Source organism: Rhizobacter sp. P2_D12 (genome assembly GCF_056404395.1).
Map to the genome: position 1 here is coordinate 40,319 of NZ_JBFUEB010000025.1, position 26,321 is coordinate 66,639.

Annotated in this window: 27 protein-coding genes; 14 read left to right on the top strand and 13 right to left on the bottom strand. The window is 70.5% G+C overall.

The features are described from left to right. The first annotated feature begins 46 nt into the window (after positions 1-46). From AC1DYN_RS11080 to AC1DYN_RS11090, 3 genes are read left to right on the top strand one after another with little or no spacing between them, the layout of a single operon-like run. Positions 47-1,024 carry an ABC transporter substrate-binding protein gene (locus AC1DYN_RS11080; protein WP_477959309.1) on the top strand — a complete coding sequence of 326 codons (978 nt, stop codon included), beginning with the start codon at positions 47-49 and terminating at the stop codon, positions 1,022-1,024. Beyond that, positions 1,021-1,794: an ABC transporter permease gene (locus AC1DYN_RS11085; RefSeq protein ID WP_477959312.1), complete on the top strand. Its 774-nt coding sequence runs from the start codon at positions 1,021-1,023 to the stop codon at positions 1,792-1,794. Before AC1DYN_RS11080 ends, AC1DYN_RS11085 begins: the two co-directional genes overlap by 4 nt. Continuing rightward, the gene (locus AC1DYN_RS11090) at positions 1,791-2,579 is read left to right on the top strand and encodes an ABC transporter ATP-binding protein (protein ID WP_477959314.1); all 789 of its coding nucleotides are present in this window, start codon (positions 1,791-1,793) and stop codon (positions 2,577-2,579) included. Before AC1DYN_RS11085 ends, AC1DYN_RS11090 begins: the two co-directional genes overlap by 4 nt. A gap of 26 nt (positions 2,580-2,605) precedes the next feature. Here the strand turns inward: AC1DYN_RS11090 and hutH are convergent, their stop codons facing one another. Continuing rightward, on the bottom strand, positions 2,606-4,099 hold the full coding sequence (gene hutH / locus AC1DYN_RS11095; protein ID WP_477959316.1) for a histidine ammonia-lyase: 1,494 nt from the start codon (positions 4,097-4,099) through the stop codon (positions 2,606-2,608). A gap of 54 nt (positions 4,100-4,153) precedes the next feature. Between hutH and hutC the strand changes: the two genes are divergently transcribed. The 3 genes from hutC to AC1DYN_RS11110 are packed head-to-tail and all read left to right on the top strand — an operon-like array spanning position 4,154 to position 6,477. Then, a complete protein-coding gene (gene hutC / locus AC1DYN_RS11100; RefSeq protein ID WP_477959318.1) occupies positions 4,154-4,876 on the top strand; it encodes a histidine utilization transcriptional repressor HutC in 723 nt (240 codons plus the stop codon). Between the two features lie 55 nt (positions 4,877-4,931). Beyond that, positions 4,932-5,705 (top strand): UPF0149 family protein, encoded by a 774-nt coding sequence (locus tag AC1DYN_RS11105; RefSeq protein WP_477959319.1) that lies wholly within the window; start codon positions 4,932-4,934, stop codon positions 5,703-5,705. 4 nt (positions 5,706-5,709) lie between these two features. Next, positions 5,710-6,477: a metallophosphoesterase gene (locus AC1DYN_RS11110; protein ID WP_477959321.1), complete on the top strand. Its 768-nt coding sequence runs from the start codon at positions 5,710-5,712 to the stop codon at positions 6,475-6,477. A 25-nt stretch (positions 6,478-6,502) separates the two neighbouring features. On the opposite strand, the gene AC1DYN_RS11115 is transcribed toward AC1DYN_RS11110, so the two are convergent. Together AC1DYN_RS11115 and AC1DYN_RS11120 are read right to left on the bottom strand one after the other, a co-directional pair. After that, positions 6,503-6,715: a hypothetical protein gene (locus tag AC1DYN_RS11115; protein WP_477959323.1), complete on the bottom strand. Its 213-nt coding sequence runs from the start codon at positions 6,713-6,715 to the stop codon at positions 6,503-6,505. 110 nt (positions 6,716-6,825) lie between these two features. Then, a complete protein-coding gene (locus tag AC1DYN_RS11120; protein WP_477959325.1) occupies positions 6,826-7,746 on the bottom strand; it encodes a LysR family transcriptional regulator ArgP in 921 nt (306 codons plus the stop codon). Positions 7,747-7,833: 87 nt separating this feature from the next. Here AC1DYN_RS11120 and AC1DYN_RS11125 point away from each other — a divergent pair, with 87 nt between their 5' ends. After that, the gene (locus AC1DYN_RS11125; protein WP_477959328.1) at positions 7,834-8,457 is read left to right on the top strand and encodes a LysE/ArgO family amino acid transporter; all 624 of its coding nucleotides are present in this window, start codon (positions 7,834-7,836) and stop codon (positions 8,455-8,457) included. A 10-nt stretch (positions 8,458-8,467) separates the two neighbouring features. Then, the gene (locus tag AC1DYN_RS11130; protein WP_477959330.1) at positions 8,468-9,793 is read left to right on the top strand and encodes a D-amino acid dehydrogenase; all 1,326 of its coding nucleotides are present in this window, start codon (positions 8,468-8,470) and stop codon (positions 9,791-9,793) included. 33 nt (positions 9,794-9,826) lie between these two features. On the opposite strand, the gene AC1DYN_RS11135 is transcribed toward AC1DYN_RS11130, so the two are convergent. From AC1DYN_RS11135 to AC1DYN_RS11145, 3 genes are all read right to left on the bottom strand, one after another. Continuing rightward, positions 9,827-10,321, bottom strand: a complete 495-nt coding sequence (locus AC1DYN_RS11135) for a tetratricopeptide repeat protein (protein WP_477959331.1) — start codon at positions 10,319-10,321, stop codon at positions 9,827-9,829. Between the two features lie 109 nt (positions 10,322-10,430). Beyond that, positions 10,431-11,162 (bottom strand): anti-sigma factor, encoded by a 732-nt coding sequence (locus AC1DYN_RS11140; protein WP_477959333.1) that lies wholly within the window; start codon positions 11,160-11,162, stop codon positions 10,431-10,433. Beyond that, entirely contained in the window at positions 11,159-11,740 is a 582-nt protein-coding gene (locus AC1DYN_RS11145) for a sigma-70 family RNA polymerase sigma factor (RefSeq protein ID WP_477959335.1), read from the bottom strand. The genes AC1DYN_RS11140 and AC1DYN_RS11145 overlap by 4 nt, the downstream gene beginning before the upstream one ends. A 44-nt stretch (positions 11,741-11,784) precedes the next feature. On the opposite strand from AC1DYN_RS11145, the gene AC1DYN_RS11150 reads away from it, so the two are divergent. After that, a complete protein-coding gene (locus AC1DYN_RS11150) occupies positions 11,785-13,092 on the top strand; it encodes an Hsp70 family protein (RefSeq protein WP_477959337.1) in 1,308 nt (435 codons plus the stop codon). Here AC1DYN_RS11150 and AC1DYN_RS11155 read toward each other — a convergent pair. From AC1DYN_RS11155 to AC1DYN_RS11165, 3 genes are all read right to left on the bottom strand, one after another. Continuing rightward, on the bottom strand, positions 13,089-13,772 hold the full coding sequence (locus tag AC1DYN_RS11155; protein WP_477959339.1) for a YecA/YgfB family protein: 684 nt from the start codon (positions 13,770-13,772) through the stop codon (positions 13,089-13,091). The genes AC1DYN_RS11150 and AC1DYN_RS11155 overlap by 4 nt on opposite strands. Before the next feature lie 451 nt (positions 13,773-14,223). Further along, a complete protein-coding gene (locus tag AC1DYN_RS11160) occupies positions 14,224-14,637 on the bottom strand; it encodes a PaaI family thioesterase (protein ID WP_477959341.1) in 414 nt (137 codons plus the stop codon). Continuing rightward, the gene (locus AC1DYN_RS11165) at positions 14,624-15,616 is read right to left on the bottom strand and encodes a LysR family transcriptional regulator (RefSeq protein WP_477959343.1); all 993 of its coding nucleotides are present in this window, start codon (positions 15,614-15,616) and stop codon (positions 14,624-14,626) included. Before AC1DYN_RS11165 ends, AC1DYN_RS11160 begins: the two co-directional genes overlap by 14 nt. A 101-nt stretch (positions 15,617-15,717) precedes the next feature. On the opposite strand from AC1DYN_RS11165, the gene AC1DYN_RS11170 reads away from it, so the two are divergent. Beyond that, on the top strand, positions 15,718-17,238 hold the full coding sequence (locus AC1DYN_RS11170; RefSeq protein ID WP_477959345.1) for a CoA-acylating methylmalonate-semialdehyde dehydrogenase: 1,521 nt from the start codon (positions 15,718-15,720) through the stop codon (positions 17,236-17,238). A 42-nt stretch (positions 17,239-17,280) separates the two neighbouring features. Here AC1DYN_RS11170 and AC1DYN_RS11175 read toward each other — a convergent pair whose 3' ends face one another. The 4 genes from AC1DYN_RS11175 to AC1DYN_RS11190 all read right to left on the bottom strand — a co-directional run bounded on the left by AC1DYN_RS11175 (position 17,281) and on the right by AC1DYN_RS11190 (position 20,787). After that, complete coding sequence (locus tag AC1DYN_RS11175; RefSeq protein WP_477959346.1) at positions 17,281-17,961, bottom strand: peptidylprolyl isomerase; 681 nt, start codon at positions 17,959-17,961, stop codon at positions 17,281-17,283. A 73-nt stretch (positions 17,962-18,034) separates the two neighbouring features. Continuing rightward, the gene (locus AC1DYN_RS11180) at positions 18,035-18,862 is read right to left on the bottom strand and encodes an ABC transporter permease (RefSeq protein WP_477959348.1); all 828 of its coding nucleotides are present in this window, start codon (positions 18,860-18,862) and stop codon (positions 18,035-18,037) included. Between the two features lie 4 nt (positions 18,863-18,866). Further along, positions 18,867-19,667 carry an ABC transporter ATP-binding protein gene (locus tag AC1DYN_RS11185; protein WP_477959349.1) on the bottom strand — a complete coding sequence of 267 codons (801 nt, stop codon included), beginning with the start codon at positions 19,665-19,667 and terminating at the stop codon, positions 18,867-18,869. 85 nt (positions 19,668-19,752) lie between these two features. Further along, on the bottom strand, positions 19,753-20,787 hold the full coding sequence (locus AC1DYN_RS11190; RefSeq protein ID WP_477959351.1) for an ABC transporter substrate-binding protein: 1,035 nt from the start codon (positions 20,785-20,787) through the stop codon (positions 19,753-19,755). A gap of 179 nt (positions 20,788-20,966) precedes the next feature. On the opposite strand from AC1DYN_RS11190, the gene AC1DYN_RS11195 reads away from it, so the two are divergent. The 4 genes from AC1DYN_RS11195 (at position 20,967) to AC1DYN_RS11210 (ending at position 26,043) form a co-directional block, all read left to right on the top strand. Continuing rightward, a complete protein-coding gene (locus AC1DYN_RS11195; RefSeq protein WP_477959354.1) occupies positions 20,967-22,856 on the top strand; it encodes a hypothetical protein in 1,890 nt (629 codons plus the stop codon). Positions 22,857-22,944: 88 nt separating this feature from the next. After that, positions 22,945-24,297 (top strand): S1 family peptidase, encoded by a 1,353-nt coding sequence (locus AC1DYN_RS11200; RefSeq protein WP_477959355.1) that lies wholly within the window; start codon positions 22,945-22,947, stop codon positions 24,295-24,297. Next, positions 24,279-25,283 (top strand): FHA domain-containing protein, encoded by a 1,005-nt coding sequence (locus tag AC1DYN_RS11205; RefSeq protein ID WP_477959357.1) that lies wholly within the window; start codon positions 24,279-24,281, stop codon positions 25,281-25,283. Before AC1DYN_RS11200 ends, AC1DYN_RS11205 begins: the two co-directional genes overlap by 19 nt. Further along, entirely contained in the window at positions 25,246-26,043 is a 798-nt protein-coding gene (locus AC1DYN_RS11210; RefSeq protein WP_477959358.1) for an SDR family oxidoreductase, read from the top strand. The genes AC1DYN_RS11205 and AC1DYN_RS11210 overlap by 38 nt, the downstream gene beginning before the upstream one ends. The last annotated feature ends 278 nt before the right edge of the window (positions 26,044-26,321 follow it).

The window sequence follows — 26,321 nt, forward strand, 5'->3', positions numbered from 1 at the left end:
GGCTTGCATCATGCCCGCCACCTTGTCCCTTCCCACAGGAGTCGTGATGAATGCAGTGCGTGCCTTGAGGCGGTCCCTGGGCGCCGTCGTCGCCGTCGTTTCGATCGGGATGGGGGCGGCGCTGCCGGCCTGGGCGCAGGAGACCCCGGTGGCGATCGCGATCTCCGGCTGGACCGGCTTCGCGCCGCTGACGCTCGCCAAGGAGGCCGGCATCTACAAGAAGCACGGGCTGGACGTGTCGATCAAGAAGATCCCGCAGAAGGACCGCCACCTGGCGATCGCCTCGGGCGACGTGCAGTGCGCCGCGACGACGGTCGAGACCTGGGTGGTCTGGAACGCCAACGGCGTCGCGACGACGCAGATCTTCCAGCTCGACAAGAGCTTCGGCGCCGACGGCATGGTGGTGCGCAACGGCATCGAGAAGATCGCCGACCTGAAGGGCAAGACGGTGGCCGCGTCGGCGCCGGGCACCGCGCCGTACTTCGGCCTGGCCTGGATGCTGAAGAAGAACGGGTTGTCGATCAAGGACGTCAAGGTCGTCACGCTGGAGCCGCAGGCCGCGGCCAACGCCTTCGTCGCGAACGCCGGCGACCTGGACGCCGCGATGACCTACGAGCCCTACCTGTCGACGGTGCGCGCCAGGCCCGAAGCCGGCAAGATCATCGCGACCACGCTCGACTACCCGATGGTGATGGACACCTTCGGCTGCACGCCGAAGTTCCTGAAGGACAACCCGAAGGCCGCGAAGGCGCTGGCCGACAGCTACTTCGATGCGCTGGAGATGATCCGCAAGGAGCCGAAGAAGTCGTTCGAGATCATGGGCGCCGACGTCAAGCAGAGCGGCGAGGCGTTCGAGAAGTCGCAGGCCTACCTGCGCTGGCAGGACCGGGCCGCCAACCAGCGCTTCTTCACCAGCGTGCTGCAGCCCTTCAGCAAGGAAGCGGCCGAGCTGCTGCTCGAGATCGGCAGCATCAAGCAGATCCCCGACCTGAAGGGCCTGGCGGACAGCAGCTTCGTCCAGTGAAGCCGCTGCTTGCGGTCGAGCCCGGGCGGCGCATCGCGCTCGGGGTCGCCTTCTTCGTGCTGTTCTTCGCCGTGTGGGCGGTCGCGACGCTGGGCGGCTTCGTGTCGAAGACCTTCCTGGCCGACCCGCTGACGATGGTGCGGTCCGGCTGGGATCTGTTGACGCAGCAAGGCTTCGCGCACGACATCGGCATGACGATGTGGCGCGTGCTGGGCGGCTTCGTCGTGGCCGCGCTGGTCGCGCTGCCGCTGGGCGTCGCGATGGGCGCCTACAAGCCGGTCGAGGCCTTCTTCGAGCCCTTCGTCTCGTTCGCGCGCTACCTGCCGGCGTCGGCCTTCATCCCCTTGCTGATCCTGTGGGCCGGCATCGGCGAGGCGCAGAAGCTGGCGGTGATCTTCCTCGGCTCGTTCTTCCAGCTGGTGCTGATGATCGCGGTCAGCGTCGGCAACACGCGGCGCGACCTGGTGGAGGCCGCCTACACGCTGGGCGCGCGCGACTGGGGCATCGTGCGCCGGGTGCTGATCCCGGCCGCCGCGCCCGAGATCGCCGAGACGCTGCGGCTGGTGCTCGGCTGGGCCTGGACCTACGTGATCGTGGCCGAGCTGATCGGCGCGTCCAGCGGCATCGGCCACATGATCACCGACAGCCAGGCGCTGCTGGCCACCGACCAGATCATCTTCGGCATCATCACGATCGGCGTGATCGGGCTGGTGTCGGACCTCGGGTTCAAGCGCTTGAACCGCCGCCTCTTCCGCTGGGCTTCACTGTGAGTCGTTTGTCGATCCGCGGCGTGGGCCGCACCTTCCCCGGCGTGAACGGCGGCGCGCCGACGCTTGCGCTGCAGCCGACGAGCCTGGAGGTCGCCGACAACGACTTCATCACGGTGCTCGGGCCGTCGGGCTGCGGCAAGTCGACGCTGCTGCGCATCGTGGCCGGGCTGGACACGCCGAGCGTCGGCGAGGTGCTGCTCGACGACCAGCCGGTGCACGGCCCCGGCGCCGACCGCGGCATGGTGTTCCAGAGCTACACGCTGTTCCCGTGGCTGACGGTGCGGCAGAACATCTGCTTCGGGCTGCGCGAGAAGGGCATGGCCGAGGCGCAACAGCGCGAGATCGCCGATCGCTTCGTCGCCGAGGTGGGGCTCACCGGCTTCGAATCGCACTACCCGAAGCAGCTGTCGGGCGGCATGCAGCAGCGCGTCGCGCTGGCACGCGCGCTGGCCAACGACCCGAAGATCCTGCTGCTCGACGAGCCCTTCGGCGCGCTCGACAACCAGACGCGCGCGCTGATGCAGGAGCTGCTGCTGTCGATCTGGGACCTGCACCGCAAGACGGTGCTGTTCGTCACGCACGACATCGACGAGGCGATCTTCATGGCCAACCGCTGCGCGGTGTTCAGCGCACGGCCGGGGCGCATCAAGACCGAGCTCGCGATCGACCTGCCGTACCCGCGGCACTACACGGTGAAGACGACGCCGCGGTTTTCGGAGTTGAAGGCGCAGGTGACGGAGGACATTCGGTCGGAGAGCCTCAAGGCCGCGGGCATGAACGCGTGACGGACAAACCCGGATTGGCATCCGGGCTACGGGTGCTCGATCAACTGCGTCGCCGCCTCGATGTCCGGCGCCATCAACCGGTCCTGCTTCAGGAACGGCACCTGCTCGCGCAGCCGCGCATGCAAGGCCTCCAGCGCCGGTGACGAGCGCAGCGGCCGGTGGAAATCCAGCGCCTGCGCCGCCGCCAGCCATTCGATCGCGACGATGCCCGCCGTGTTGTCCAGCATCTGGTGCAAACGCCGCGCCGCATAGGTGGCCATCGACACGTGGTCTTCCTGGTTGGCCGAGGTCGGCAGCGAATCGACGCTGGCCGGGTGCGCCAGCGACTTGTTCTCGGACGCCAGCGCGGCCGCCGTCACCTGCGCGATCATGAAGCCGGAATTGAGTCCGCCGTTCTCCACCAGGAAGGCCGGCAGCCCCGAGATGCCCGGGTCCATCAGCATCGCGGTGCGGCGCTCGGACAGCGCGCCGATCTCGGCGATCGCCAGCGCCAGGTTGTCGGCCGCGAAGGCCACCGGCTCGGCGTGGAAGTTGCCGCCCGACAGCGCCTCCATCGTGTCGGCGAAGACCAGCGGGTTGTCGGAGACGCCGTTGGCCTCCGTCAGCAGCACGTCCCAGGCATGCTGCATCTGGTCGAGGCAGGCGCCCATCACCTGCGGCTGGCAGCGCAGGCAGTACGGGTCCTGCACCTTGTCGCAATCGAGGTGCGACTGGCGCAGCGGGCTGCCGGCCAGCCAGCTGCGGTAGCTGGCCGCCACCTTGCGCTGGCCGGGCTGGCCGCGCACCTTGTGGATGCGGTCGTCGAACGGCGTGTCGGCGCCCTTGGCCGCGTCCACCGTCATCGCGCCGATGCCGATCGCGGCGTCGAAGATGCGCTCGAGCCGCTGCGTCGCGACCAGCGCCAGCGCGGTCGACGCCTGCGTGCCGTTCAGCAGCGCCAGGCCCTCCTTCGGGCCCAGCACCAGCGGCTCGATGCCGGCGTGCTTCAGTGCCTGCAGCGCGCCCACGCGCCGGCCGTCGACGAAAGCCTCGCCGATGCCGATCAGCACGCCGGCCAGGTGGGCCAGCGGCGCCAGGTCGCCGGAGGCACCGACCGAGCCCTTCTCGGGCACCACCGGCAGCACGTCGGCCGCCAGCAGCGCGAGCAGCGCATCGATCACCTGCGGCCGCACGCCGGAGACGCCGTGCGCGAGGCTGGCCGCCTTCAGCAGCAGCATCAGCCGCACCACCGGGGCCGCCATCGGCTGGCCGACGCCGGCGCTGTGCGACAGCACCAGGTTCTTCTGCAGCTGCGCCAGCTGGTCGTCGGCGATGCGCGTCTGCGCCAGCTTGCCGAAGCCGGTGTTGATGCCGTAGACCGGCTCGTGACGCGACATCAGCGTCGCGACCGCCTGCACGCTGGCCTCGATGCCGGCACGGGCCGACGGCGCGATGCCGAAGCGGGCGCCGCCGGCGGCGGCGTCGAGCAGCATCGCCTTGTCGAGCTGGCCGGGGGTGATCAGGTGCGCGGGCGTCGTCATGGGGATCCTCGCCAAGTGGTCTAGACAACTTTAGCACAGGGGTAAGATCGAACGATGAAATCCAGCGACGGAACGCTGCCCTACGAAGCAGTCAAGAACTCGATCCGCCACCGCATTGCCGAAGGCGGCTGGCAGCCCGGCGTGCGCCTGCCGTCCGAGCGCGAGCTGGTGCAGGAGTTCGGCTGCGCGCGCATGACGGTGCACCGTGCGCTGCGCGAGCTCGAGGACGAGGGCTTGATCGAGCGGCGCCAGGGCTCGGGCTCGTACGTGGCCGAGCTGCACCCGATCTCCAACCTGCTGCAAGTGCGCGACATCCACGACGAGATCGTCGAGCGCGGCCACCGCCACACCACGCGTGTGTGCAGCATCGCGCGCGAGAAGGCGAGCGCCGAGATCGCCGCGGCGATGCGGCTGCGCAAGGGCGCGCCGGTGATCCGCTGCCGCCTGGTGCACCTGGAGAACGGCGTGCCGATCCAATACGAAGACCGGCACGTCAACCCGGCCCTGGCGCCCGACCTGCTGGCGCAGGACTTCACCCAGGTGACGCCCTCGCACGTGCTGTTCGAGCATGCGCCGCTGACCGAGGCCGAGCAGGTGGTGGAGGCGGTGCTCGCCACCGAAGAGCAGGCGCGCCTGCTCGACGTCGCACCCGGCAGCGCGCTGCTGCAGGTGTCGCGGCGCACGCTGTCGCAGGGCATCGTCGCATCGGTGGCGCGGCTGGTGCATCCGGGCGGGCGCTACCGGCTGATCGGCAGCTTCTCGGCGGGCYGGACCTGAGCGGCGCGCGGAAGCGACGACAATCCGGGCTCGATCGTCGTCCAAGAGACCTGCCATGCCCGCGCCCACCGCCCTTCCCGCCTCCCTGCCCCCTGCCCACGACCTGAGCGACGCCGAGTTCGCCGAGCTCGACGAGCTGCTCGCCGCGACCCCCGAGCCGCTGCAGCCGGTCGACGCGGTGATGCTCGACGGCTTCCTGTGCGGCGTGCTGGTGCAGCCGGTGATGCTGGCGCCCGACACCTGGCTGCCGCACGTGTTCGATTTCGACGGCACGCCGCTGCCGGACGACGTCGACGCCGCCTGGCTGGAGCGCACCCAGGCGCTGATCCTGCGCCGCTATGCCGCGCTGAACCGCGCGATCGTCGAGGACGGCTGGTTCAACCCGCTGGTGCTGGAGTTCGACGACGAGCACCCGCCGGCGCCGCTGGCCGAGGGCGAGATCGACCCGATGGAAGGCCTGGCCGAGGTCTCGCAGCCGCTGATGCCCTGGGTGGCCGGCTTCCAGCACGCGGCGATCTGCTTCCCCGACCTGGCCGAGATGCCGCAGGACGCGGTGATGACCTCGCTGGCACGGCTGTACCGCCACCTGCCGGCCGAGACCGACGACGAGCGCGAGGTCGTCGCGACGCTGGACCGCGAGTACCCGCTGTCGACGCTGGACGACGCGATCGAGGAGATGGTGACGACGGTGGCCGAGCTGTCGGACCTGACGCGCGATGCGCGCTACCGGGTCGACACCATCAAGCGCGAGGCGCCGAAGGTCGGCCGCAACGACCCGTGCCCCTGTGGCAGCGGCAAGAAGTTCAAACAGTGCCACGGAGCCACTTGAGCCGGTGAAGCTGCAACTGCTGTCGGACCTGCACCAGGAGACCGAGACCTTTTCGCCCGAGCCCGCCCCCGGCGCCGAACTGCTGGTGCTGGCCGGCGACGTCGACAGCACCTGGAAGGCCTTCGACCACTTCCGCGGCTGGCCGGTACCGATCGTCTTCGTCGCCGGCAACCACGAGTTCGACGGCCGCGAGCTGAACGAGACCTGGCCGGTGCTGCGCGAGCGCGTGGTGTCGCTCGGCATGACGATGCTCGAGCGCGAGACCTGCCTCCGCACCGGCGCCGACGGCCGGCGCATCCGCTTCGCCGGCACGGTGCGCTGGTGCGATTTCGACCTGTTCGGCGAGGCCCAGCGCGACAAGTCGATGCGTGCCGGCTCGTACTTCATGAAGGTGCAGCGCTCGACGCTGAACGGCGAGCCGTTCGCCGCGCCGCAGGTGCGCGACGAGGCGCTGGCCTGCCGCGCCTGGCTGGCCGCCGCGCTGGCCGAGCCGCCGGATGCGGATGCGACCGTCGTCATCACCCATTTCGGACCCAGCTTGCGCAGCGCCGACCCGCGCTACGGCAGCCAGTCCGGCACCGCGAGCTTCTGCAATGCCGACGACGACCTGCTGCCGGGCGCCGACCTGTGGATCCACGGGCACGTGCACTGCCGGCACGACTACACCGTCGCGCATGCGCGGGGCGTGACGCGGGTGGTGTGCAACGCGCGCGGCCACACGAAGCGTGGCGAGCCCGAGGGTTACGACGGGCAGCGCGTGATCGAGGTGTGAGCCGGTCTGCGGACCGGCGTCCGGATCATCGGCGGGGGACGATGCGGCTCATCCAGCCCAGCGGCGCGGGGGCCGTGGCGCCGGCTTCGAAGCGGTCGAATTCGCTGTCGCGCGGCGGCGACAGGCTCATGTCCAGCCCGAACGCGGTGCCGTAGTCGGCAGCCTCGGGCTCTGCCTTGTGCGCTGCACGACGCGTGGCCAGGGACGCCAGCCAGGACCATCCGGATGCCAGGTTCATGTTCGCGCTCCCCACACCGACGCGGTGTATGAGGGCAGTGTCGGATGCAATCTGCTGGTGCTGAAGCCCGAAATGAGCCCCCGCCATGGTGCATTTCGCAACCATGTGCTTCAAGTCACATCCAGCGCCTGCCGCGCGCCGGCCAGCAGCGCGTCGCCCACCCGGTCGAGCAGCCCGACCCGCGCCGACGGCGCCGCGCCATCGGGCCCGAGCTTCCACTGGTGCCAATACAGCCGCACCGGCATGCGCTCGTCCGGCCGCAAGGCCACCAGCGCGCCGCTCGCAAGCAGCGGGCGCACCTGCAGCTCGGGCACCACGCCGACGCCCCAGCCCATCGCCGCGGCGCGCACGTAGGCCTCGGACGACGGCACGTAGCGCTCCTGCAGGCGCGGCTGGCGCACGCCGAAGGCCTGCGACACCCATTGCTGCTGCATGTCGTCCTTGCGGTTGAAGATCAGGAATGGCACCTGCGCGAAGTTGGCGCGGGTCAGCCCCTTCGGCAGCGCCTGCGCGATGAAGCCGGGGCTGGCCACCGCGGTGTAGTGCATCGCCCCGAGCGGCACCACGCGGCAGCCGCGCAGCGCCTCGCTGACGCTGGTCACGCAGCCGAGCACCGCGCCCTGGCGCAGCCAGTCGTGCGTGAAATCCTGGTCGTCCACCACCAGCTCCAGCGACAACCCGTCGTGCACCAGCGCGTCCAGCGCCGGCATCACCCAGGTGGCCAGGCTGTCGGCGTTGACCGCGATCGGCAGCCGCTGGTCGGACGACGGCGCATCGCCCAGCTCGTGCGCCAGGTCGGCGCGCATCGCCTGCAGCTGGCGCGCAAAGCGCAGCAGCAGCTTGCCCGGCTCGGTCAGCCGCAGCGGCCGCGAGCGCACCACCAGCGGCTGGCCGACCTGCAGCTCCAGCGTGCGCAGGCGCTGCGACACCGCCGATTGCGTGATCGACAGCAGCTGCGCCGCGCGTTCGAAGCTGGCCACATCGGCCAGCGCGGCCAGCGCATCCAGGCCGGCGGGGTCCAGGTCTTTCATAAGCACTGCTAATGTAAGGCGAGAAATATGAATCCGCCTTCACCGAACCGGGTGGACTGCCGACAATCCTGCGGCTGCCCCCCACCCATGACCTCCGCCCTTTCCTCCGCATTCTTCCAAGGCTGGCTGATGACCGCCGGCCTGATCGTCGCGATCGGCGCGCAGAACGCGCTGGTGCTGCGCCAGGGGCTTGCGCGCACGCATGTCGGCCCGGTGGTGGCGCTGTGCACCGCGTCGGACTGGCTGCTGATCGTGCTCGGCGTGTTCGGCCTCGGGGCCGCGGTGCAATCGGCACCGCTGTTGCTGCAGGTGCTGCGCTACGGTGGTGCAGCCTTCCTCATCGCGTACGGGCTGCGCTCGGCGCGCCAGGCCTGGCGCGGTGCCGGCGCCGGCCTGCAGGCCGGCTCGGGCGGCGGCCGGCTGGGTGCGACGGTGGTCAGCGTGCTGGCGATGACCTACCTGAACCCGCACGTCTACCTCGACACCGTGCTGCTGCTGGGCACCGTCGGCGCGCAGCAGCCGGGCGACGGGCGCTTCGCGTTCGCGGCCGGTGCAGGTCTTGCATCGCTGATGTGGTTCGCGACGCTCGGCTACGGCGCGGCGGCGGCCTCGCGCTGGCTGCAGCGCCCCATCGTGTGGCGCGCGATCGACGCCAGCGTGGCGGTGGTGATGTTCTGTGTGGCAGCGCAGCTGTTGCTGCACCCCCTTTGAAGGAGTGGCGATGAAAGTGGTCGTGATGGGAGCCGGCATCATCGGCGTCAGCACCGCGTGGTACCTGCTGGAGCAGGGCCACGAGGTCACCGTGGTCGACCGCCAGAAGGATGCCGCACTGGAGACCAGCTTCGCCAACGGCGCGCAGATCTCGGTCAGCTTCTGCGAGCCCTGGGCCAACGCCGGCGCGCCGCTGAAGGTGCTGAAGTGGCTGGCGCGCGATGACGCACCGCTGCTGTTCCGCCCCAAGCTCGACCCGCACCAGTGGCGCTGGGGCCTGAGCTTCCTGCTGCAATGCAATGACGCCGCGTTCGAGCGCAACGTCGCCCAGCTGGTGGCGCTGGGCCGCTACAGCCACGAGTCGCTGAAGGCGCTGGTGGCGCAGACCGGCATCCGCTACGACCGGCTGGAGCGCGGCATCCTGCACTTCTTCTCGACGCAGAAGGAGTTCGACGAAGGCGCGGCCGGTGCCGAGCTGATGCGCCACCACGGCGTCGACCGCCGCGTGCTGTCGCGCGACGAGGTGCTGAAGGTCGAGCCGGCGCTGCGCAGCTTCGCCCACGGCATCGCCGGCGGCACCTTCACGCCCAGCGACGAATCGGGCGATGCGCGCGTCTTCACGCAGAAGCTGGCGCAGCTGTGCCAGCAGCGCGGCGCGACCTTCCTGTACGAGCACGACATCCTCGGCATCGATGCCGCCGCCGGTGCGGTGCAGTCGGTGCGCGTGGGCCACACGGCCACCGGCGAGCGCCGCACGTTGACGGCCGACACCTTCGTCGCCGCGATGGGCAGCTTCACCGCGCCGCTGCTGCGGCCGCTGGGCATCTACCTGAACATCTACCCGGCCAAGGGCTACTCGGCGACGCTTGCACTCAAGCGCCCCGAGGCGGCCAGCGTGGCCAGCCTGCTCGACGACTCGCGCAAGATCGCGATCAGCCGCCTCGGCGACACGGTGCGCATCGCCGGCACCGCCGAGATGGCCGGCTACGACACCAGCCTCGACGGAGCCACGTCGCGCGTGCGCTGCCAGGCGCTGATCGATCGCTACGAAGAGCTGTTCCCCGGTGTCGCCGACACCCGCGAGCCGAACTTCTGGACCGGGCTGCGGCCGAGCACGCCCACCAACCTGCCCTACATCGGGCGCAGCGGCAAGCTCGGCAACCTGTGGATCAACGCCGGCCACGGCACGCTGGGCTGGACGCACGGCGCCGGCTCGGGCCGGGCGCTGGCCGAGCTGATGAGCGGCGTGCGGCCGGCACTGGACTACGGGTTCTGCGGCGGCGTGCCGGCGGCATCCCGGATTCCGCTGCGCTCCATCCGGGCTACAGGCTCGTAGCCCGGATGCCAATCCGGGTTCGTCGCGTTTGACTTACCAGTTCGTGGCGACGTACTTGTTGCCCGCCGCCTTGTAGCGCTCGATCGACTTCTTCAGCTCGACCGTCTCGCTGCAGCTCGCGCCGCAGACCTTGTCCAGTGCGGCCAGGCGCTGCTCGGCGCTCGGCAGGTCGCCCTTCATCAGGAACAGCTCGCCGGAGTACTCGAGCGTGCCCTTGTGCTTCGGGTCGATGCGCAGCGCGTCGTTGTAGAACTTCTCCGAGGCGGCCAGGTCGGGCGTCTTCGCCTTGCGCAGGCTGTAGCCCATCAGGTTGTTCCAGTCGGCGCTGCCGGTGTCGTTGACCTTCTTCAGCTCGTCGATGGCGCCAGCCCAGTTCTTCGCGGCGATCTGGGCGCGCGCGGCACCCAGCTTGTCGGCCGCTGCAGCGGCGGGCGTCGGGGCCGGCGGCGCGCTGTCGGCGGCGAAGGCGCTGCCGAGCGCGAGGGCCAGGGTCGAGAGGGTCAGCAGGCGGGCAATCGAAGCGTTCATGATCGGGTTCCTCGGGGTGGTTTGGTGGGCAGACACCGTTCGTCGATGTCTTGCGGTCACTTACGGAGCAGGTTGCGGAAACGGACGCAGGCTCATTTGAAAGAAATTGCTACCAGAGCTTCACGCACGGGCCGATCAGCACGAACGGCCCGCCGGGCGAGGCCCCGGCCATTGCCGGTGCGACCTCCAGCGTGACGGCCAGCCGTGTCACGTTGAAGAACAGCTTCTCCGAGCTGTCCGGCAGCGAAAGCGTCGCGCTGCCGTGGTCGGGCACCGTGCCGACCGGGAACGGCGCGCTGCCGTCGCGCGGCAGGGCCCACAGCTGGGCGACACGGTCGGCCGGGACGGCCACCGGCTGCAGCAGCTTCACCGTCAGCTGGCGCCCGTGGCGCAGCGAGCTGGCCAGCACCGCGGGCCGGCCGGCGGCATCGCTGAGCAGGCCGACGTAGCTTTGCGGCAGCGCCTCGGAGGTCGGCTCCAGCCCGGCCAGCCCCGGCTGCAGGCGCAGCACCGCCAGGCACAGCAGCACGCCGGCCAGCGCACCGCCCAGCGAGCGGGCCGACAGCAGCCGGCCGAACCAGGCGCCTAAGCCTGCAGGCTGCTGTCGCGGCGCCGGGAACAGCCGCTGTTCGAGGCCGTGCCAGGCCGCCTCGCGCGGCTGCATCGGCGGCACGCTGGCGGCCAGCACGCTGAAGCGTTCCTGCCAGGTCCCGACAGCCATCGACGCCGCGGGGCTGGCTGCCAGCACGCGCTCGAAGCGGCGCCGCGCGCGGCCGCTCAGCGTGCCCAGCACGTACTCGCGCGCCAGCCGGTCCAGGCGTTCGGGCTGCAGGTAGTTCATGCGCCGACCCCCGCGGCCTGCAGGCAATCCTTCAGCCGGTCGAGGCCGCGCCGCACCCAGGCCTTCGCGGTGCCGACCGGCGCGTTCAAGGCCACGGCGATGTCGGTGTGGACCATGCCGCGGTAATAGGCCAGCGCCAGCGCCTGGCGCTGCGACGGGTTCAGCGTCGCCATGCAGCCGTCGATGCGCGCCTTGGTGAGCCCGTCGTCGAGCAGCCGCTGCGGCTCGAGCGCGGCATCGCCGGCCACCGCCATTGCCTCGTCGTCCAGCGCCACCGTCGAGGCGCGCTCGGTCTTGCCCGAGCGCAGCGTGTCGATCGCCTTGTTGCGCACGATGTTGATCAGCCAGGTCATCGGCGTCGCGACGTCCGGCCGGTAGCTCCCGGCGTTGTGCCAGACATTCATGAAGGCTTCCTGCAGCACCTCTTCGGCGCGGTCCCTGTCGTTCAATATACGGAAGGCGACGCCCAAAAGATGCGCGCAGGTGGCGCGGTACAGCGGTTCGAAGGCGGCGCGCTCGCGCAGCGCGATGCGCGCAAGCAGGGCGGACAGGTCGGCGGGGACGGCAGGTGGACTCATGGCCGCGGCAGTGTAGGGCCTACAATCCGCCCCCCCATTTCGCTATGCCAATCGCCGCCATGTACTGCGCCATCGACTTCGGCACGTCCAACTCGGCCATCGCCATCCCCGTGCACGGCGCCGCCGGCCGGATGCAGCTGGTCGAGCTGGAGCCCGGCCAGCGCACCATGCCGACCGCCGTGTTCTATTTTGTCGAGGGCGCCGAGACCAACGGCCCGCCGCGCGCCTTCGGCCGGGCGGCGCTGGCGGCCTACGTCGACGGCATCGACGGGCGGCTGATGCGCTCGATGAAGAGCATCCTCGGCAGCAGCCTGGTCGACCAGACCACCGACGTCGGCGGCGGCCGCGGCGTGAAGTACCTGGACATCATCGCAGGCTACCTGAAGCACCTGAAGGTGCTGGCCGAGACCGAGGCGCAGGCGCCGATCCACCGCGCGGTGCTGGGGCGGCCGGTGTTCTTCGTCGACGACGAGCCGGCGCGCGATGCGCAGGCGCAGGCCGCGCTCGAGTCCGCGGCGCGCGCGGTCGGCTTCGACGAGGTGCATTTCCAGTACGAGCCGATCGCCGCGGCCTTCGACTTCGAGAGCAGCATCGATCGCGAGCAGGTGGTGCTGGTGGCCGACATCGGCGGCGGCACCTCGGACTTCTCGGTGGTGCGCGTCGGGCCCGAGCGCGCCGCGCGGCTTTCGCGCAAGGACGACATCCTGGCCAACCACGGCGTGCACGTCGCCGGCACCGATTTCGACCGCCGCGTCGAACTGGCCAGCATCCTGCGCGAGTTCGGCTATGGCGCGATGGGACCGGGCGGCAACGGCGCAGCGCCGCGCGAGGTGCCCACCGGCGTCTACTTCGACCTCGCGACCTGGCACCTGATCAACTCGGTCTACAGCCCGCAGCGCGTCGCCGAGCTGCGCAGCATGCGCAGCTTCTACGGCAACCCGCTGCACCACCAGCGCCTGATGACGGTGGTGACCGAGCGGCTGGGACACGAGCTCGCGGCGCGGGCCGAGGGCGCGAAGATCAGCGTCGCCGAGGGCGGCGACACGCGCATCGACCTGTCGCACGTCGAGCGGGCGCTGTCGGTGCTGCTGACGGAGCGCCAGGCGGTGGAGGCCATCGAGGGCGACCTGGCCCGCATCGTCGACGCGGCGCGCGTGACGGTGGCGCAGGCCGGCCTGCGGCCGGACCAGGTGGACGCGCTGTACTTCACCGGCGGCTCGACCGGGCTGCGGCTGCTGGCACAGCAGATCGCGGCCGAGTTTCCGGCGGCGCGCGCGGTGCGCGGCGACCGCTTCGCCAGCGTCGCGACCGGGCTCGGCCTGCACGCCAGGCGCTGGTTCGAGCGGGCCTAGCGGCGCTGCGGCCGGTTCGGGCCGCGCTGCGGCGGGCGCGGCGCCTGCGGCAAGGGCCGCCCGACGTCGGCCAGCAGCAGCGTCGCCCGCACCAACCCCTCGACGGCCTCGCTCAGGTCGGCCGGCGGCTCCAGCGATTCGATCTCTTCCAGCAGCTCGTCGGCATCCTCCAGGTCGTCCGGATCGAGGTGCCGGTACAGCAGCGCCAGCGGCTCGGTCAGCGCCTGCGCGTCGCGGTCCATCAGGTCGGGGAAGGCCTCCATCGCGGTCGCGAACCCGGCCACCCAGGGCAGCACGGCCTCGATGCTGGCGTCATCGCCCTCGGCATCGTCGTCCAGCTCGAACACCCATGGGTCGAACCACTGGCGGCGCGCGATCGCGTCGTTCAGCTCGGCATGCCGGCGTTGTGCCAGCTCGTGCAGGCGCCGGGCATCGAAGCCCGCCGGCAGCGCCCGGCCGTCGACGTCGGTGAGGAACGGCAGCCAGCGCTGCGCCGGCACGCGCACCGGCTGCACCAGCACGCCGCACAGGAAGCCGTCGACCATGCTGGCGTCCAGCGGCTCGAGCGGGGCCGGCACCGCGTCCAGGCGTGCCTGCAGCTCGTCGATCTCGGACTCGTTCAGCGGCGGGGCGGGCGCGTGGGTGCGCACGGGCGGGCGGCGGTGGGACGGCGGGTGCATCGGCGGATTGTCGCGCCGCGCACTGTGATCGGCACGCGACACCCGCATTCGCGATGCGAACGCGTCAGTGCGAAAGCGAACTTTCGGCCTCACTTCGGTCACTTGCCTGACCATCGATGCCAGATGCCCAAGAACAGGCACACCGCGCAAACCCGCGCGAATGCTGGGTTTGCGCGATAGCGATGGAGCAGCCATCTGGCTTGTGCCACAAGCGGACTGAGAACGTTTCCCCCGTTTTGGGGATGGCCCAATCGTTTGCGTGCCCCCTATAGTCACTGCATGCTGTCACACGGGGTTTGGCTGCAAACCACGCGAGAACCACGCCATGCATGAGACCGGGGCCCACACCTGAACGACAGGCGACCGGCGGCAACGATCCCAACGACGTCCTCTCTCTTGAGGACTTCCAGCCCACCCCTTACCGGGTGGGCTTTTTTTTGCCCGCGGCCGCTCAGGCCAGGATCATCTGCGTGCAGCGGAAGAGGGCGATCTTCTTGCCTTCTGGGCCTAAGACGGTGGCCGACCAGACCTGCGTCGAGCGGCCCAGGTGCTCGGCCCGCGCCTCGCAGCGCAGCAAGCCCTCGCGCGCGGTGCCGAAGAAGTTGCTCTTCAGCTCGATCGTCGTGAAGTTCTTCGCCCCCTCGGGCAGGTGCGCGATGGTCGCGTAGCCGGCGCTGGTGTCGGCCAGCATGATCACGCTGGCCGCGTGCAGGAAGCCGTTCGGTGCCAGCATCCACGGCTGCACCTGCATCTGCGAGTCGACGCGGCCCTCGTCGATGGCCGTGAGCCGCAGGCCGAACTTGTCGGGCGCGTAGCCCACCTGGCGTTCATGGAATGCATCGATGGTGGCATCAGGGCGCAGCATGGTTTCCCTCCGGTTTGACAGACGGTGACTGTAGCGAGGACGGGTCGAACCCGCCCGCAAGCGCCGCCCGCAGGTGCGCCACCAGCGCCTGCACCGCCTTCGGCGTGCCCGGGCTCCACGGCCGCATCGCATACACCGCATCGCCGAAGAAGCCGACCGGCCGCCAACCCGGCAGCACCTCGCGCAGCTTGCCGGACCGCAGCGCGGCAGCAGCGCTGAAATCGGGCACCAGCGCGATGCCCAGCCCCGACAGCGCCGCGTCGCGCAGCACCTCGCTGTTGCCGGCGCGCAGCGGGCCCTGCGCGACGACGCTGACCCGTTCGGGCTCGCCTTCGGGCACCGCTCGCTCGAAGGGCCACACCGCCGGCCCCGGGCGCAGGTAAGTCAGGCACGCGTGCCCGGCCAGCTCGTCCGGGTGCTTCGGCACGCCGCGCCGGCGCAGGTAGCCGGCTGCCGCCACCAGCAGCGCGCGCGAGGCGCACAGCTTCCACGCGACATGGTTCTCCGGCGGCGCGCTGGTGTGGCGCACCGCGAGGTCGAAACCCTCGTGTGCCAGCGTCACCAGCCGGTCCGACAGGTCGAGCTCGACGCGGATGTCGGGATGCGCCCGCACGAAATCCTCGATGTGCGGCGCCACGTGCTGGCGGCCCAGCGCCACCGGCGCGGTGACGCGCACCAGCCCGCGCGGCTGCGCCGCCTGGTCGCGCGCCTCGACCACGCTGCGCGCGATCAGCTCGAAGGCCTCGCCGGTCTGCTCCACCAGGCGCTGCCCGGCATCGGTCAGCCGCACCGAGCGCGTGGTGCGCTGCACCAGCGGCTGCCCGACCGCGCGCTCCAGCTCGGTGATGCGCTGGCTCACAGCCGCCTTCGACAAGCCCAGGCGCTGCGCCACCTGCGTGAAGCTGGCCAGCTGGCCCAGCAGCGTCAGCGTGTGGACCTGCGGCCACAGCAGGTCGATGCGTTGGTCGGTCGTGCTCATTGTTCAGATTATCGAACAATGAAGTCACTGCGATCGCATTGGCAAGCCGCGGGACGGCTCCTAGACTGAATCGGTACACAACCCGAGCTGCAGGAGATCCCATGGGCGCCCACGATCCGTTCACCGCCACCGCCGAGGTCGGCCATTTCATCAACGGGGCGCCGGTGGCGAGCCGCAGCGGCCGCCGCCAGGCGGTCTACAACCCGGCCAGCGGCGCGGTCGCGCGCCAGGTCGCGCTCGGCAGCGTCGACGAGGCGCAGGCCGCGGTCGCCGCGGCGCAGGCCGCGTTCGACGGCTGGTCGCAGACGCCGCCGATCCGGCGCGCGCGCATCCTGTTCAAGTTCCTCGAGCTGATGAACCAGCAGCGCGACACGCTGGCGGCGATGATCACCGCCGAGCACGGCAAGGTGTTCACCGACGCGCAGGGCGAGGTCTCGCGCGGCATCGACATCATCGAGTTCGCCTGCGGCATCCCGCAGCTGCTGAAGGGCGACTACACCGACCAGGTCTCGACCGGCATCGACAACTGGACGCTGCGCCAGCCGCTGGGCGTGGTGGCCGGCATCACGCCGTTCAACTTCCCGTGCATGGTGCCCTGCTGGATGTTCCCGGTCGCGATCGCGGCCGGCAACTGTTTCGTGCTGAAGCCGAGCGAGCGCGACCCGTCGCCGTCGCTGCTGATGGCCGAGCTGCTGAAGCAGGCCGGCCTGCCGGACGGTGTGTTCAACGTCGTGCAGGGCGACAAGACCGTGGTCGACGCGCTGCTGACGCACCCCGACGTGAAGGCCCTCAGCTTCGTCGGCTCGACGCCGATCGCGCAATACATCTACGAGACCGGCGCGCACCACGGCAAGCGCGTGCAGGCGCTGGGCGGCGCGAAGAACCACATGGTGGTGATGCCGGACGCCGACCTCGACCAGGCGGTCGATGCGCTGATCGGCGCCGGCTACGGCTCGGCCGGCGAGCGCTGCATGGCGATCAGCGTCGCGGTGGTGGTGGGCGACATCGCCGACAAGCTGGTCGACGCGGTGGCAGCGCGCGCGAAGACGCTGAAGGTGAAGAACGGCATGGAGCTCGATGCCGAGATGGGCCCGATCGTCACCGCGCAGGCGCTGGAGCGCATCGGCGGCTACATCGACGTCGGCGTGCAGGAAGGCGCCAAGCTGGTGGTCGACGGCCGCGGCCTGCGCGTGCCGGGGCACGAGGGCGGCTTCTGGATGGGCGGCACGCTGTTCGACCACGTGACGCCGCAGATGCGCATCTACCGCGAAGAGATCTTCGGCCCGGTGCTGGCGGTGGTGCGCGTGCCCGATTTCGCGGCCGCGCTGCAGCTGGTGAACGCGCACGAGTTCGGCAACGGCGTCGCCTGCTTCACGAGCGACGGCAACGTGGCGCGCGAGTTCGCGCGGCGCGTGCAGGTCGGCATGGTCGGCATCAACGTGCCGATCCCGGTGCCGATGGCCTGGCACGGCTTCGGCGGCTGGAAGAAGAGCCTGTTCGGCGACATGCACGCCTACGGCGAGGAGGGCGTGCGCTTCTACACGAAGCAGAAGAGCGTGATGCAGCGCTGGCCGTCGAGCATCGGACGCGGCGCCGAGTTCGTCATGCCGACGGCGAAGTGAGGAGCCGTTCCCGAAGCGGCATCCGGGCCGCGCCGGCTGCGGTTACTTCAGCTGCTCGACCCAGTAGGTCGCGACCGGCGTCTTCGGGAAACCGTTGACGTCGGTCGCCAGCGCACCGATGGTGTCGACGATGTCGAGCCCGGCGATGACCTTGCCGAACACCGCGTAGCCGTTCTGGTCGCAGTTGGCCTGCGTCGGCAAGCGATCCAGGCAGGCATGGTTGTCGACCGTGTTGAAGAAGAACTCGCTGGTGGCCGTGGTGGTGTTGGTGCCGCCCAGGCGCGCCATCGCGATCGTGCCGCGGACGTTGCTCAGGCCCTTGTCGCTTTCCAGCGCGATCGGCGCGAACGTCGCGATGTGCTGCCGGTCGAGCGTGTAGCCACCCCCTTGCACGACGAAGTTCTTGACGATGCGGTGGTAGAGCGTGTTCTCGTAGCGCTTGGCCGAGACGTACTGCAGGAAATTGCCCACCGTGATCGGCGCCTTGTCGGCATACAGCTCGAGGACGATCTCGCCGTGCGTCGTCAGCATGCACACCGTGTTGGTGGCGGTGCTGGCGGCGGCGGCCGCCTTGCCCGCATCGCTGCACGTGGCATAGGGTGCGGGCGGGATCGAGATCGGGGCGGGCGCCGGGGCGGGCGCCGGGGCATCGGAGCCGCCACCGCCGCCACAGGCGGTCAGCGCGACGAGGGTGAACAGCGAGGCAAGGCGTTGGATCGACATGGCGAGGTGCGGAAGTGGGTGGTCCGGTGGTGAAGGGTGCCCGCGGGTGGCGGGCCGTGCATTGTCGGCGAGCTCAGAGCTTCTCGGTCTCGCCGCTCTTCGGCTGCCATTTCATCAGCCGCCGCTCGCCCCAGCCGACGCCCGCGTCCAGCAGCAGCGCGAAGGCCGTCAGCACCAGGATGCCGGCCATCACGGTGTTGATGTCGAACGAGCCCTCGGCCTGCAGGATCAGGTAGCCGACGCCGGCCGCCGAGCCCAGGTACTCGCCGACCACCGCGCCGACGAAGGCCAGCCCGACGCTCGTGTGCAGCGAGCTGAAGACCCAGCTGGTGGCGCTGGGCAGGTAGACGTGGCGCAGCAGCTGGCGCGGGCTCGCGCCCAGCATGCGGGCATTGGCCAGCACCACCGGGCTGACCTCCTTCACGCCCTGGTAGACGTTGAAGAACACGATGAAGAACACCAGCGTGACGCCGAGCGCCACCTTGCTCGCGACGCCGAGGCCGAACCAGACCGCGAAGATCGGCGCGAGGATCACGCGCGGCATCGAGTTCAGCGCCTTGATGTAGGGATCGCAGATCGCGGCCGCCAGCGGGCTCAGCGCGAGCCACAGCCCGCAGGCCAGCCCGAGCGCGGTGCCGATGCCGAACGCGAGCACCGTCTCGAGCAGCGTGATCCCCAGGTGTTTGTAGATGTCGGCGCCGGTCACGAACCAGGCCCAGATGCGCGCGAAGATCTTCAGCGGTTCGCCGAAGAAGAACGCGGCCTGCCGGTCGTTCTCGAAGATGAACGGCGGGACCAGGCCGGGCACCGTCAGCACGTGCCACAGCACGAAGATGACGACCAGCAGGCCGACCTGCCACAGGCGCAGGTTGCCCTGTCGGGGCTTGAGGTGCTTCCACATGACGTCAGGCCGCCAGTTGTTGTCGATAGCCCTTGACGACCTCGTCGCGCAGCACCGACCAGATGGCCTGGTGCAGCTCGACGAAGCGCGGCGTGGCGCGCACCTCGGCCACGTCGCGCGGGCGTGCCAGGTCGATCGCGAACTCGCCGATCGGGTGCGAGCCGGGACCGGCGCTCAGGCACACGACGCGGTCGCTCATCGCGATCGCCTCGTCCAGGTCGTGCGTGATGAACAGCACCGCCTTGCGCTTGGCGGCCCACAGCGCGAGCACCTCGTTCTCCATCAGCTGCCGCGTCTGGATGTCCAGCGCCGAGAACGGCTCGTCCATCAGGATGATGTCCGGGTCGAGCGCCAGCGTCTGCGCCAGGCTCACGCGCTTGCGCATGCCGCCGGACAGCTGGTGCGGGTAGCGGTCGCCGAAGCCGCCGAGGCCGACGCGGCGCAGCCACTCCTCGGCCTGCGCCTGCGCATCGGCGACGCCGCGGAACTCCAGCCCCGCCATCACGTTGCGCAGCGCGGTGCGCCAGGGCATCAGGCTCTCGGCCTGGAACATGTAGCCGGCGCGCGCGTTCAAGCCCGCGAGCGGCTGGCCGAACACGCTGAGCGTGCCGCTGCTGGGCGTCAACAGCCCGGCCGCCATGTTCAGCAGCGTGCTCTTGCCGCAGCCGGTCGGGCCGACCACCGAGACGAACTCGCCGGCACCGACGGTGAGCGACACGTCGCGCACCGCCGTGTAGCGCTGGCCCGGGTCGTCGCGCGAGATGAAGGTGCAGCTGATGCCGTCGAACTGCAATGCGGCAGTCATGACAACCCCTCGCTCGACGAGTACGTCGATCGATCCCCAGGGGGATGCGGACCGGCTTGGGAGCGGCCCGGCGCTCGGTCCGCCGTCATGCCTTCGGGTACTTCGCGTTGGCCTTCCTGACGAACTCGTTCGTGTAGACGGCCGACAGGTCGAGCTTGGCCGCGGCGATCTCCGGGTCGACGCTGGCCAGCGCACGCCGTGCCGTCTCGGGCCCGGCCTCCGGGATCAGGCCGTCGACCGACAGCGCGCCCTTGGCGGCCAGGAAGGCGTCGATGTAGACCGCGCGGTCGCCGAGCAGGTAGCTCTCTGGCACCGCCTTGATGATGTCGCCCGGGCCCGCGGCCTGGATCCACTTGTCGGCCCGCACCAGCGCATTGGCGAGCGCCTGCGTCGCGAGCGGGTTCTTGTCGATGAAGCCCTGCGGCGCATACAGGCAGCCGGCCGGCATCGGCCCGCCGAACACCTTGTCGGCCTCGGCGACGATGCGCGTGTCGGAGACGATCTTCAGGTCGCCGCTGCGCTGCAGCAGCGTGATCACCGGGTCGAGGTTGCTCATCGCGTCGATCTGCCCGGAGCGCATCGCGGCCACCGCGCCGCTGCCGGCACCCACGCCGATGATGGAGACGTCGCTCGGCTTCAGCCCGGCCTTCGCGAGCACGAAGTTGGCCAGCACGTTGGTCGACGAGCCCGGCGCGGTGACGCCGATCTTCTTGCCTTTCAAATCGGCCACGCCGCGGTAGCCGGACATCGTCTTCGGGTTGATGCCGAGCACGATTTGCGGCGCCCGCCCCTGCAGCGCGAAGGCGCGCATGCGCTGGCCCTTGAGCTGCATGTTCAGCGTGTGCTCGAACGCGCCCGACACCACGTCGGCACTGCCGCCCACCACCGCCTGCAGCGCGCGCGAGCCGCCGGCGAAGTCGGCGATGCTGACCTCGAGCCCCTCGGCCTTGAAGTAGCCGAGGCTTTCGGCAATCGTCAGCGGCAGGTAGTACAGCAGGTTCTTGCCGCCCACCGCGATGGTGAGCCGGGGCTTGTCGAGCGCCTGGGCGCGCAGCACGGCCGGGAAGGCGGTGAGCGCGGCGCCCGACGCGACACCAGTGAGGAAGTCACGACGTTGCATGGTGCGGAATCCGGAAACGGGACAACCACCCACTTTAGCCGCGATGCGTCATCGACCCGTGAGGGTTGCTGCGGATGCCCCCGCACGTCATGAAGTCACGTTCGCACGGGCCGGCCCCACTCAAGGCGTGCACGGGCCGGTCGAAACACCGGGATCCACCCCGGCCGCAAAGGAGCGCCATGAACCTCAGGTCCCGCCGTTCGAATTCCTGGATCGGGGTCAGCGCCATCGCGCTGGCCGTGCTCGCGCTGGGCGCTTGTGGCGGCGATCCGTCGTCGTCGAAAGCCTCCGCACCGGTGTCGGACATGCCGGCGAACGCGCTGAGCGGCACGGTCGCGGTGGGCGCGCCCATCACCGGCGGCACGCTGCGCATCCTGGACGCCGACGGCACGCTGGTCGCGCACGACATCGCGGTGGGCGCCGACGGCAGCTTCACGGTCCCCGAACTCGCCGGCAAGGCGCCGTTCCGCATCGAGGCCTGCGGCTACGCCGGCGCCAACTACCAGTGCCTGTACTCGGTCGCGCAGGGCGCTGCCGGCACGGCCAACGTGACGCCGCTGACGAACGCCGCGGTGCTGCTGGCGGGCGACACGCTCGACGCGGCCGCGATCGCCGGCGCGCAAACCCAGCTGCGTGCCGGGCTGTCGGGCGTGCTCAGCGGCAACGTCGCGAGCGATTTCGACTTCATCACCGGCGCGCTGGCCGCCGGCTCGCGCAGCGGCTACGACAAGGTGCTCGATGCCGTCGGCGTGAGCACCGGCGTGGACGACAAGCCCTTCGTGCAGATCACGCCGCGCCTGGGCACCGGCAACCTCTACCTGGAGCAGGGCACGACGCTCGGCACAGTCACCGCGGCCACTGGATCGAGCGAGCTGTCGCTGGGCGGGCTGGAGACCTTGTTCAACAACATGACGCAGGCGATGGCCGGCGCATCGGCCTGCAGCAGCGGCCTCGCGTCGCAGCTGGCGAGCGGCGCGCGCATGAGCACCGACGACGGCGAGCCGCTGTCCGGCGCCGCGGCCGTGGCGGCCGGGCTGTGCCAGATGTTCGATTCGCAGCAGATGTTCGGCTCGCGCCTGCTGAGCCCGACGCTCGGCCGCTGCGAGCTGGGCGGCTCGCAGCCGGTGTGCCGCGTGAGCTTCGTGCTGCAGGACGTGGACGGCAACGTGCAGCCGGTCGGCACCGGCATGGGCGTGACACGCGAGAACGGCGCGTGGAAGTTCCTCGGCGACGTCGACCCGATCCAGCTGCACGCCTCGGCCAAGGCGCAGCGCGACCGCCGCATCGACGGCGACGTGCCGGTCGACAGCTACGCGCGGGCGATCGCGTTCGACATCCAGGCCGTGACGGGGCTGCAGTGCGCGCAGGTCACGCAACGCAATGCCGACCTCGCGCTGGTGACGGTCGCCTACTACAAGCGCTTCGGCGCCGGCGTGCCGCGGTTGTCGCTGTGGCAGCAGAACGCCTTCAACAACCAGCGCAGCCTGGACCCGGCGACCGGTGCGCTGCGCAGCGCCGACGACACCTGGGTCGCGCTGCCGGATGGCGACGCCGGCGATGCGGTGGTGCGCAACTTCTTCCGCGGCGGCCGCACGGTCACCGTCAACACCTTCAGCGACGATGCCTGCAGCGTGCCGTTCGCGATCTCGGGCCGCAGCAGCTTCGAGGTCGACGTCGAGGGCATTCCGCCGGTGTGGGCGGCAATGCCCAGCCTGCCGTGGACCGACCTCACCGCGGCGAGCCGCGACGCGCTGTTGGGCCTGGCGCTGGAGACCAACGCGGGCACCACGTTGAACCTCGCATGGACCTTCAGCCACGGCACGCTGGGCCTGGACAGCGGCTCGGTCTGCAGCGACCGCGCGCAATGCGGCCAGGGCGGCAGCGGGCGCATCGCCGATTTCCGGCTGCGTCCCGGCGCGACCTCGGCGGCGATCAGTGTCAGCAACGGCGGCAGCGCGCTCGCGGCCACCGGGTACAAGATGCTGGCGCTGTACGGCCGCACCGGCGACGGGCTGGACCTGCAGAGCAACGCGATCGCGTGTCCGCCGGGCACGGTCGAATGCCATTGATTTGATCGACGATCCCGGATTGGCATCCGGGATCTCCGCACGCGCCTTCGCTCGCACCGCCACAGCCCGGACCCGTAGAATGATTTCGATGAGATCATTCCGCACCGGCCTGCCGGGTTTGATTCGGGCCCTGGCACTCGTGCTGTGCACCGCCAGCGCTGCCGCGCAGACCAGCGCGCCGAAACCCGTCGCCCCGCCCGATCCCCCCGCCTCCGCCCCGGTCTCGCTGTCGGCCCGCAAGGTCTACGAGCAGGCCCGTTCGCAGCTGGTGCAGATCCGCACCGTGCTGAAAGGCCAGGCCAGCCAGACCTCGGTCGGCTCCGGCTTCATGGTGTCCGCCCAGGGGCACATGATCACCAACTTCCACGTCGTCGCCGAGGCCGCGCTGCAGCCCGAGCGCCACGACCTGGTGTCGGTCACCGCCGACGGCCGCGAGGCGCCGGTGAAGATCCTGATGCTGGACGTGCTGCACGACCTGGCGCTGCTGAAGATGGCCGACCCGAAGGCCGCGAACTTCGACGCGCTGTCGTTCCGTCCCGAGACGCAGAAGCTCGCGCAAGGCGAGCGCATGTACTCGCTGGGCAACCCGCTGGACGTCGGCTTCGCGGTCATCGAGGGCAACTACAACGGCCTCGTCGAGCGCTCGTTCTACCCGCAGATCTTCTTCGCCGGCTCGCTGAGCGCCGGCATGAGCGGCGGCCCGGCGCTGGACCAGGAAGGCCGCGTGATCGGCGTCAACGTCGCACGCCGCGTCGACGGCGAGCAGGTCAGCTTCCTGGTGCCGGGCGCGTTCGCGAGCGAGCTGCTGGCGCGCGGGCGCGACGCCACGCCGCTCGCGCTGCCGGCCTGGCCGGTGCTCGCGGCGCAGATGATGGGCCACCAGCAGCTGCTCACCGACCGCTTCATCGCGCAAGGCTGGAAGCTCGCGACGCACCCGCGCTACCAGGTGCCGGTGCCGCCTGACCGCTTCATGCGCTGCTGGGGCAGCAGCGAGCCGTCGCGCACCGGCGGCCTGGATTTCGAGCGCTCCGACTGCGTGATGGACACGCGCATCTTCATGGGCGAGTTCACCACCGGCGCGATCGCGGTGCGCCACGAGAGCTACGACGGCCGCAAGCTCGGCACGCTGCGCTTCGCCGCGCGCTATGCGCAGAGCTTCCGCAACGAGCACTTCGACCGCCGCCGCCCCGACCAGCAGACGCGCCCGCAGTGCCATGAAGACTTCGTCGACCGCAACGGCCTGCCGTTGCGCGCCGTGGTCTGCCTGCGCGCCTACAAGAAGTTGCCGCAGCTGTACGACGTGTCGGTGCTGGTGGCCACGCTCGACCAGCCGAAATCCGGCGTGCAGGGCCGCTTCGACGCCCAGGGCGTCAGCTACCCGAACGCGATGAAACTCGCGCAGCATTACCTGGAGGCCTACGCATGGGTGCCGTCGCGCTGATCGAAGTGCTGGAACGCGACGGCACGCCGCGCCACGGCGTGGCAGTGTCGCAATGGCCGCTGCGCGTGGGCCGCGCGCTCGACAACGACCTGGTGCTCGACGACCCGCACATCGCGGCGCACCACCTGGTGGTCGACCGCGACGAGAACGGCACCTTCGTGCAGGTGGGCGACAGCATCAACGGCATCGTGCTCGGCACGCAGCGCCTGGCCAGCGGCGAACGCCGCCCGGTCGGCGATGCGCCGCTGGCCATCACCGCCGGCCGCATGCACCTGCGGCTGCGCCTGGCCGAGCACGCGCTGGCCCCCGAGCTGCGGCTCGACCCGGCGCGCTCGCTGGTGCAGGGCCTGCCGCTGCTCGGCTTGCTGGTGCTGCTGGCGGCCGCGCTGCAGGTGTTCAACATCTACCTCGACAGCGACCCCGACGGCTTCGTGCGCGCGCTGGGCAGCAACGCCATCTCGGCCATCGTCGCGGTGCTGGCCTGGTGCGGCGTCTGGACGCTGCTGTCCAAGCTGTTCACGCGCCAGGGGCATTTCGGCTGGCACCTGCGCGTGGTGCTGATCGCGGTGCTGGCCTGGGAGCTGGTCAGCGGCGCGACGCAGCTGCTGGCGTTCTCGCTGTCGTGGCCGTGGATCAGCGACTTCCGCTTCGTCCTCGGCTACGCGGTGGCCGCCGCGACGCTGTACTTCCACATGCTGGCGGTCGAGCCCTACCGGCACCGCCGGGTGCGCAATGCCGCCATCGGGATGGCGGTGGCCGGTACCCTGCTGAGCCTGTGGTTCAACTCGCAGAACGCCGACCGGCTGGGCAGCGAGCTCTACATGAGCCACCTGTTCCCACCGGCGCTGCGCATCGCGCGGCCGGTCGACACCCCCACCTTCATGAAGGGCGTGGCCGACCTGCAGGCGACGCTGGATGCCAAGGCCAAGCGCAAGGAGGATGCGGGCGATGACGAAGGCGAAGGCGGCGGCGACGCCGACGAATGACATCGGCGAGGCCGTCGGCCGCACGGTGCTCGTGACCGGCGGCAGCCGCGGCATCGGCGCCGCGGCGGCGCTGTGCTGTGCCGGGCTCGGCTTCGACGTCGCGGTCAACTACACGCGCGATGCGGCCGCGGCGCAGTCGGTGGTCGCGCGCATCCAGGCCCTGGGCCGGCGCGCCATCGCGCTGCAGGCCGACGTCGCGGTCGAGGCCGAGGTGCTGGCATTGTTCGCGCGCTGCGATGGCGCGATGCCGCCGCTGCACGGCCTGGTCAACAACGCCGGCGTGGTCGACCGCGCGGCGCGCGTCGAGGACATCGACACGGCCCGGCTGCAGCGCATGTTCGCGATCAACGTGTTCGGCAGCTTCCTGTGCGCGCGCGAAGCGGTGAAGCGGCTGTCGACGCGCCATGGCGGGCCGGGCGGCGCGATCGTCAACCTGTCGTCGGCGGCAGCGCGGCTGGGCGGACCCGGCCAGTACGTCGACTACGCGGCCGCCAAGGGCGCGATCGACACCTTCACGATCGGCCTGGCGCGCGAGGTGGCGGCCGAGGGCATCCGCGTCAACGCGGTGCGGCCCGGCATCATCGAGACCGACATCCATGCCTCGGGCGGCCAGCCGCAGCGCGCGCAGCAGCTCGCGCCGCAGGTGCCGATGCAGCGCGCCGGCTCGGCGGAAGAAGTGGGGCGCGCGATCGCCTGGCTGCTGTCGGATGCGGCGAGCTACACCACGGGCAGCCTGCTCGACGTGACGGGCGGCCGGTAGCCCGGATGCCCATCCGGGTCGGCCGCGCCGAAGCGATCCCGGATGGGCATCCGGGCTTGTATGTTCCGTCTGCACCCCCAGACGCAGCGGATGAGGGTGTCGGGATGGAGGGACGATCCGGGCCATCTGCCGTCAGCAGCGGACAGACCACCGTAGTGATTCCCCATTTCGTTCGCCCAAGCGTCGATGAGGAACGCAGCCGCAGCAACCCCGGTCGTGAGACCGGGGGATGCTGACGGCCCATAGATGCAAGCCAACGCCAGCGCGAACGCCCACCC

Bases quoted from the DNA above. Each gene is read 5' to 3' on its own strand.
- AC1DYN_RS11185 (WP_477959349.1), bottom strand. From the start codon at position 19,667: ATGACTGCCGCATTGCAGTTCGACGGCATCAGCTGCACCTTCATCTCG.
- AC1DYN_RS11145 (WP_477959335.1), bottom strand. From the start codon at position 11,740: ATGAGTCCACCTGCCGTCCCCGCCGACCTGTCCGCCCTGCTTGCGCGC.
- AC1DYN_RS11180 (WP_477959348.1), bottom strand. From the start codon at position 18,862: ATGTGGAAGCACCTCAAGCCCCGACAGGGCAACCTGCGCCTGTGGCAG.
- AC1DYN_RS11170 (WP_477959345.1), top strand. From the start codon at position 15,718: ATGGGCGCCCACGATCCGTTCACCGCCACCGCCGAGGTCGGCCATTTC.
- AC1DYN_RS11165 (WP_477959343.1), bottom strand. From the start codon at position 15,616: ATGAGCACGACCGACCAACGCATCGACCTGCTGTGGCCGCAGGTCCAC.
- AC1DYN_RS11210 (WP_477959358.1), top strand. From the start codon at position 25,246: ATGACGAAGGCGAAGGCGGCGGCGACGCCGACGAATGACATCGGCGAG.
- AC1DYN_RS11160 (WP_477959341.1), bottom strand. From the start codon at position 14,637: ATGCTGCGCCCTGATGCCACCATCGATGCATTCCATGAACGCCAGGTG.
- AC1DYN_RS11130 (WP_477959330.1), top strand. From the start codon at position 8,468: ATGAAAGTGGTCGTGATGGGAGCCGGCATCATCGGCGTCAGCACCGCG.
- AC1DYN_RS11200 (WP_477959355.1), top strand. From the start codon at position 22,945: ATGAGATCATTCCGCACCGGCCTGCCGGGTTTGATTCGGGCCCTGGCA.
- AC1DYN_RS11115 (WP_477959323.1), bottom strand. From the start codon at position 6,715: ATGAACCTGGCATCCGGATGGTCCTGGCTGGCGTCCCTGGCCACGCGT.
- AC1DYN_RS11190 (WP_477959351.1), bottom strand. From the start codon at position 20,787: ATGCAACGTCGTGACTTCCTCACTGGTGTCGCGTCGGGCGCCGCGCTC.
- AC1DYN_RS11080 (WP_477959309.1), top strand. From the start codon at position 47: ATGAATGCAGTGCGTGCCTTGAGGCGGTCCCTGGGCGCCGTCGTCGCC.
- AC1DYN_RS11125 (WP_477959328.1), top strand. From the start codon at position 7,834: ATGACCTCCGCCCTTTCCTCCGCATTCTTCCAAGGCTGGCTGATGACC.
- AC1DYN_RS11150 (WP_477959337.1), top strand. From the start codon at position 11,785: ATGCCAATCGCCGCCATGTACTGCGCCATCGACTTCGGCACGTCCAAC.
- AC1DYN_RS11155 (WP_477959339.1), bottom strand. From the start codon at position 13,772: ATGCACCCGCCGTCCCACCGCCGCCCGCCCGTGCGCACCCACGCGCCC.
- AC1DYN_RS11205 (WP_477959357.1), top strand. From the start codon at position 24,279: ATGGGTGCCGTCGCGCTGATCGAAGTGCTGGAACGCGACGGCACGCCG.
- AC1DYN_RS11135 (WP_477959331.1), bottom strand. From the start codon at position 10,321: ATGAACGCTTCGATTGCCCGCCTGCTGACCCTCTCGACCCTGGCCCTC.
- AC1DYN_RS11140 (WP_477959333.1), bottom strand. From the start codon at position 11,162: ATGAACTACCTGCAGCCCGAACGCCTGGACCGGCTGGCGCGCGAGTAC.
- AC1DYN_RS11120 (WP_477959325.1), bottom strand. From the start codon at position 7,746: ATGAAAGACCTGGACCCCGCCGGCCTGGATGCGCTGGCCGCGCTGGCC.
- AC1DYN_RS11195 (WP_477959354.1), top strand. From the start codon at position 20,967: ATGAACCTCAGGTCCCGCCGTTCGAATTCCTGGATCGGGGTCAGCGCC.
- AC1DYN_RS11105 (WP_477959319.1), top strand. From the start codon at position 4,932: ATGCCCGCGCCCACCGCCCTTCCCGCCTCCCTGCCCCCTGCCCACGAC.
- AC1DYN_RS11175 (WP_477959346.1), bottom strand. From the start codon at position 17,961: ATGTCGATCCAACGCCTTGCCTCGCTGTTCACCCTCGTCGCGCTGACC.
- hutH (WP_477959316.1), bottom strand. From the start codon at position 4,099: ATGACGACGCCCGCGCACCTGATCACCCCCGGCCAGCTCGACAAGGCG.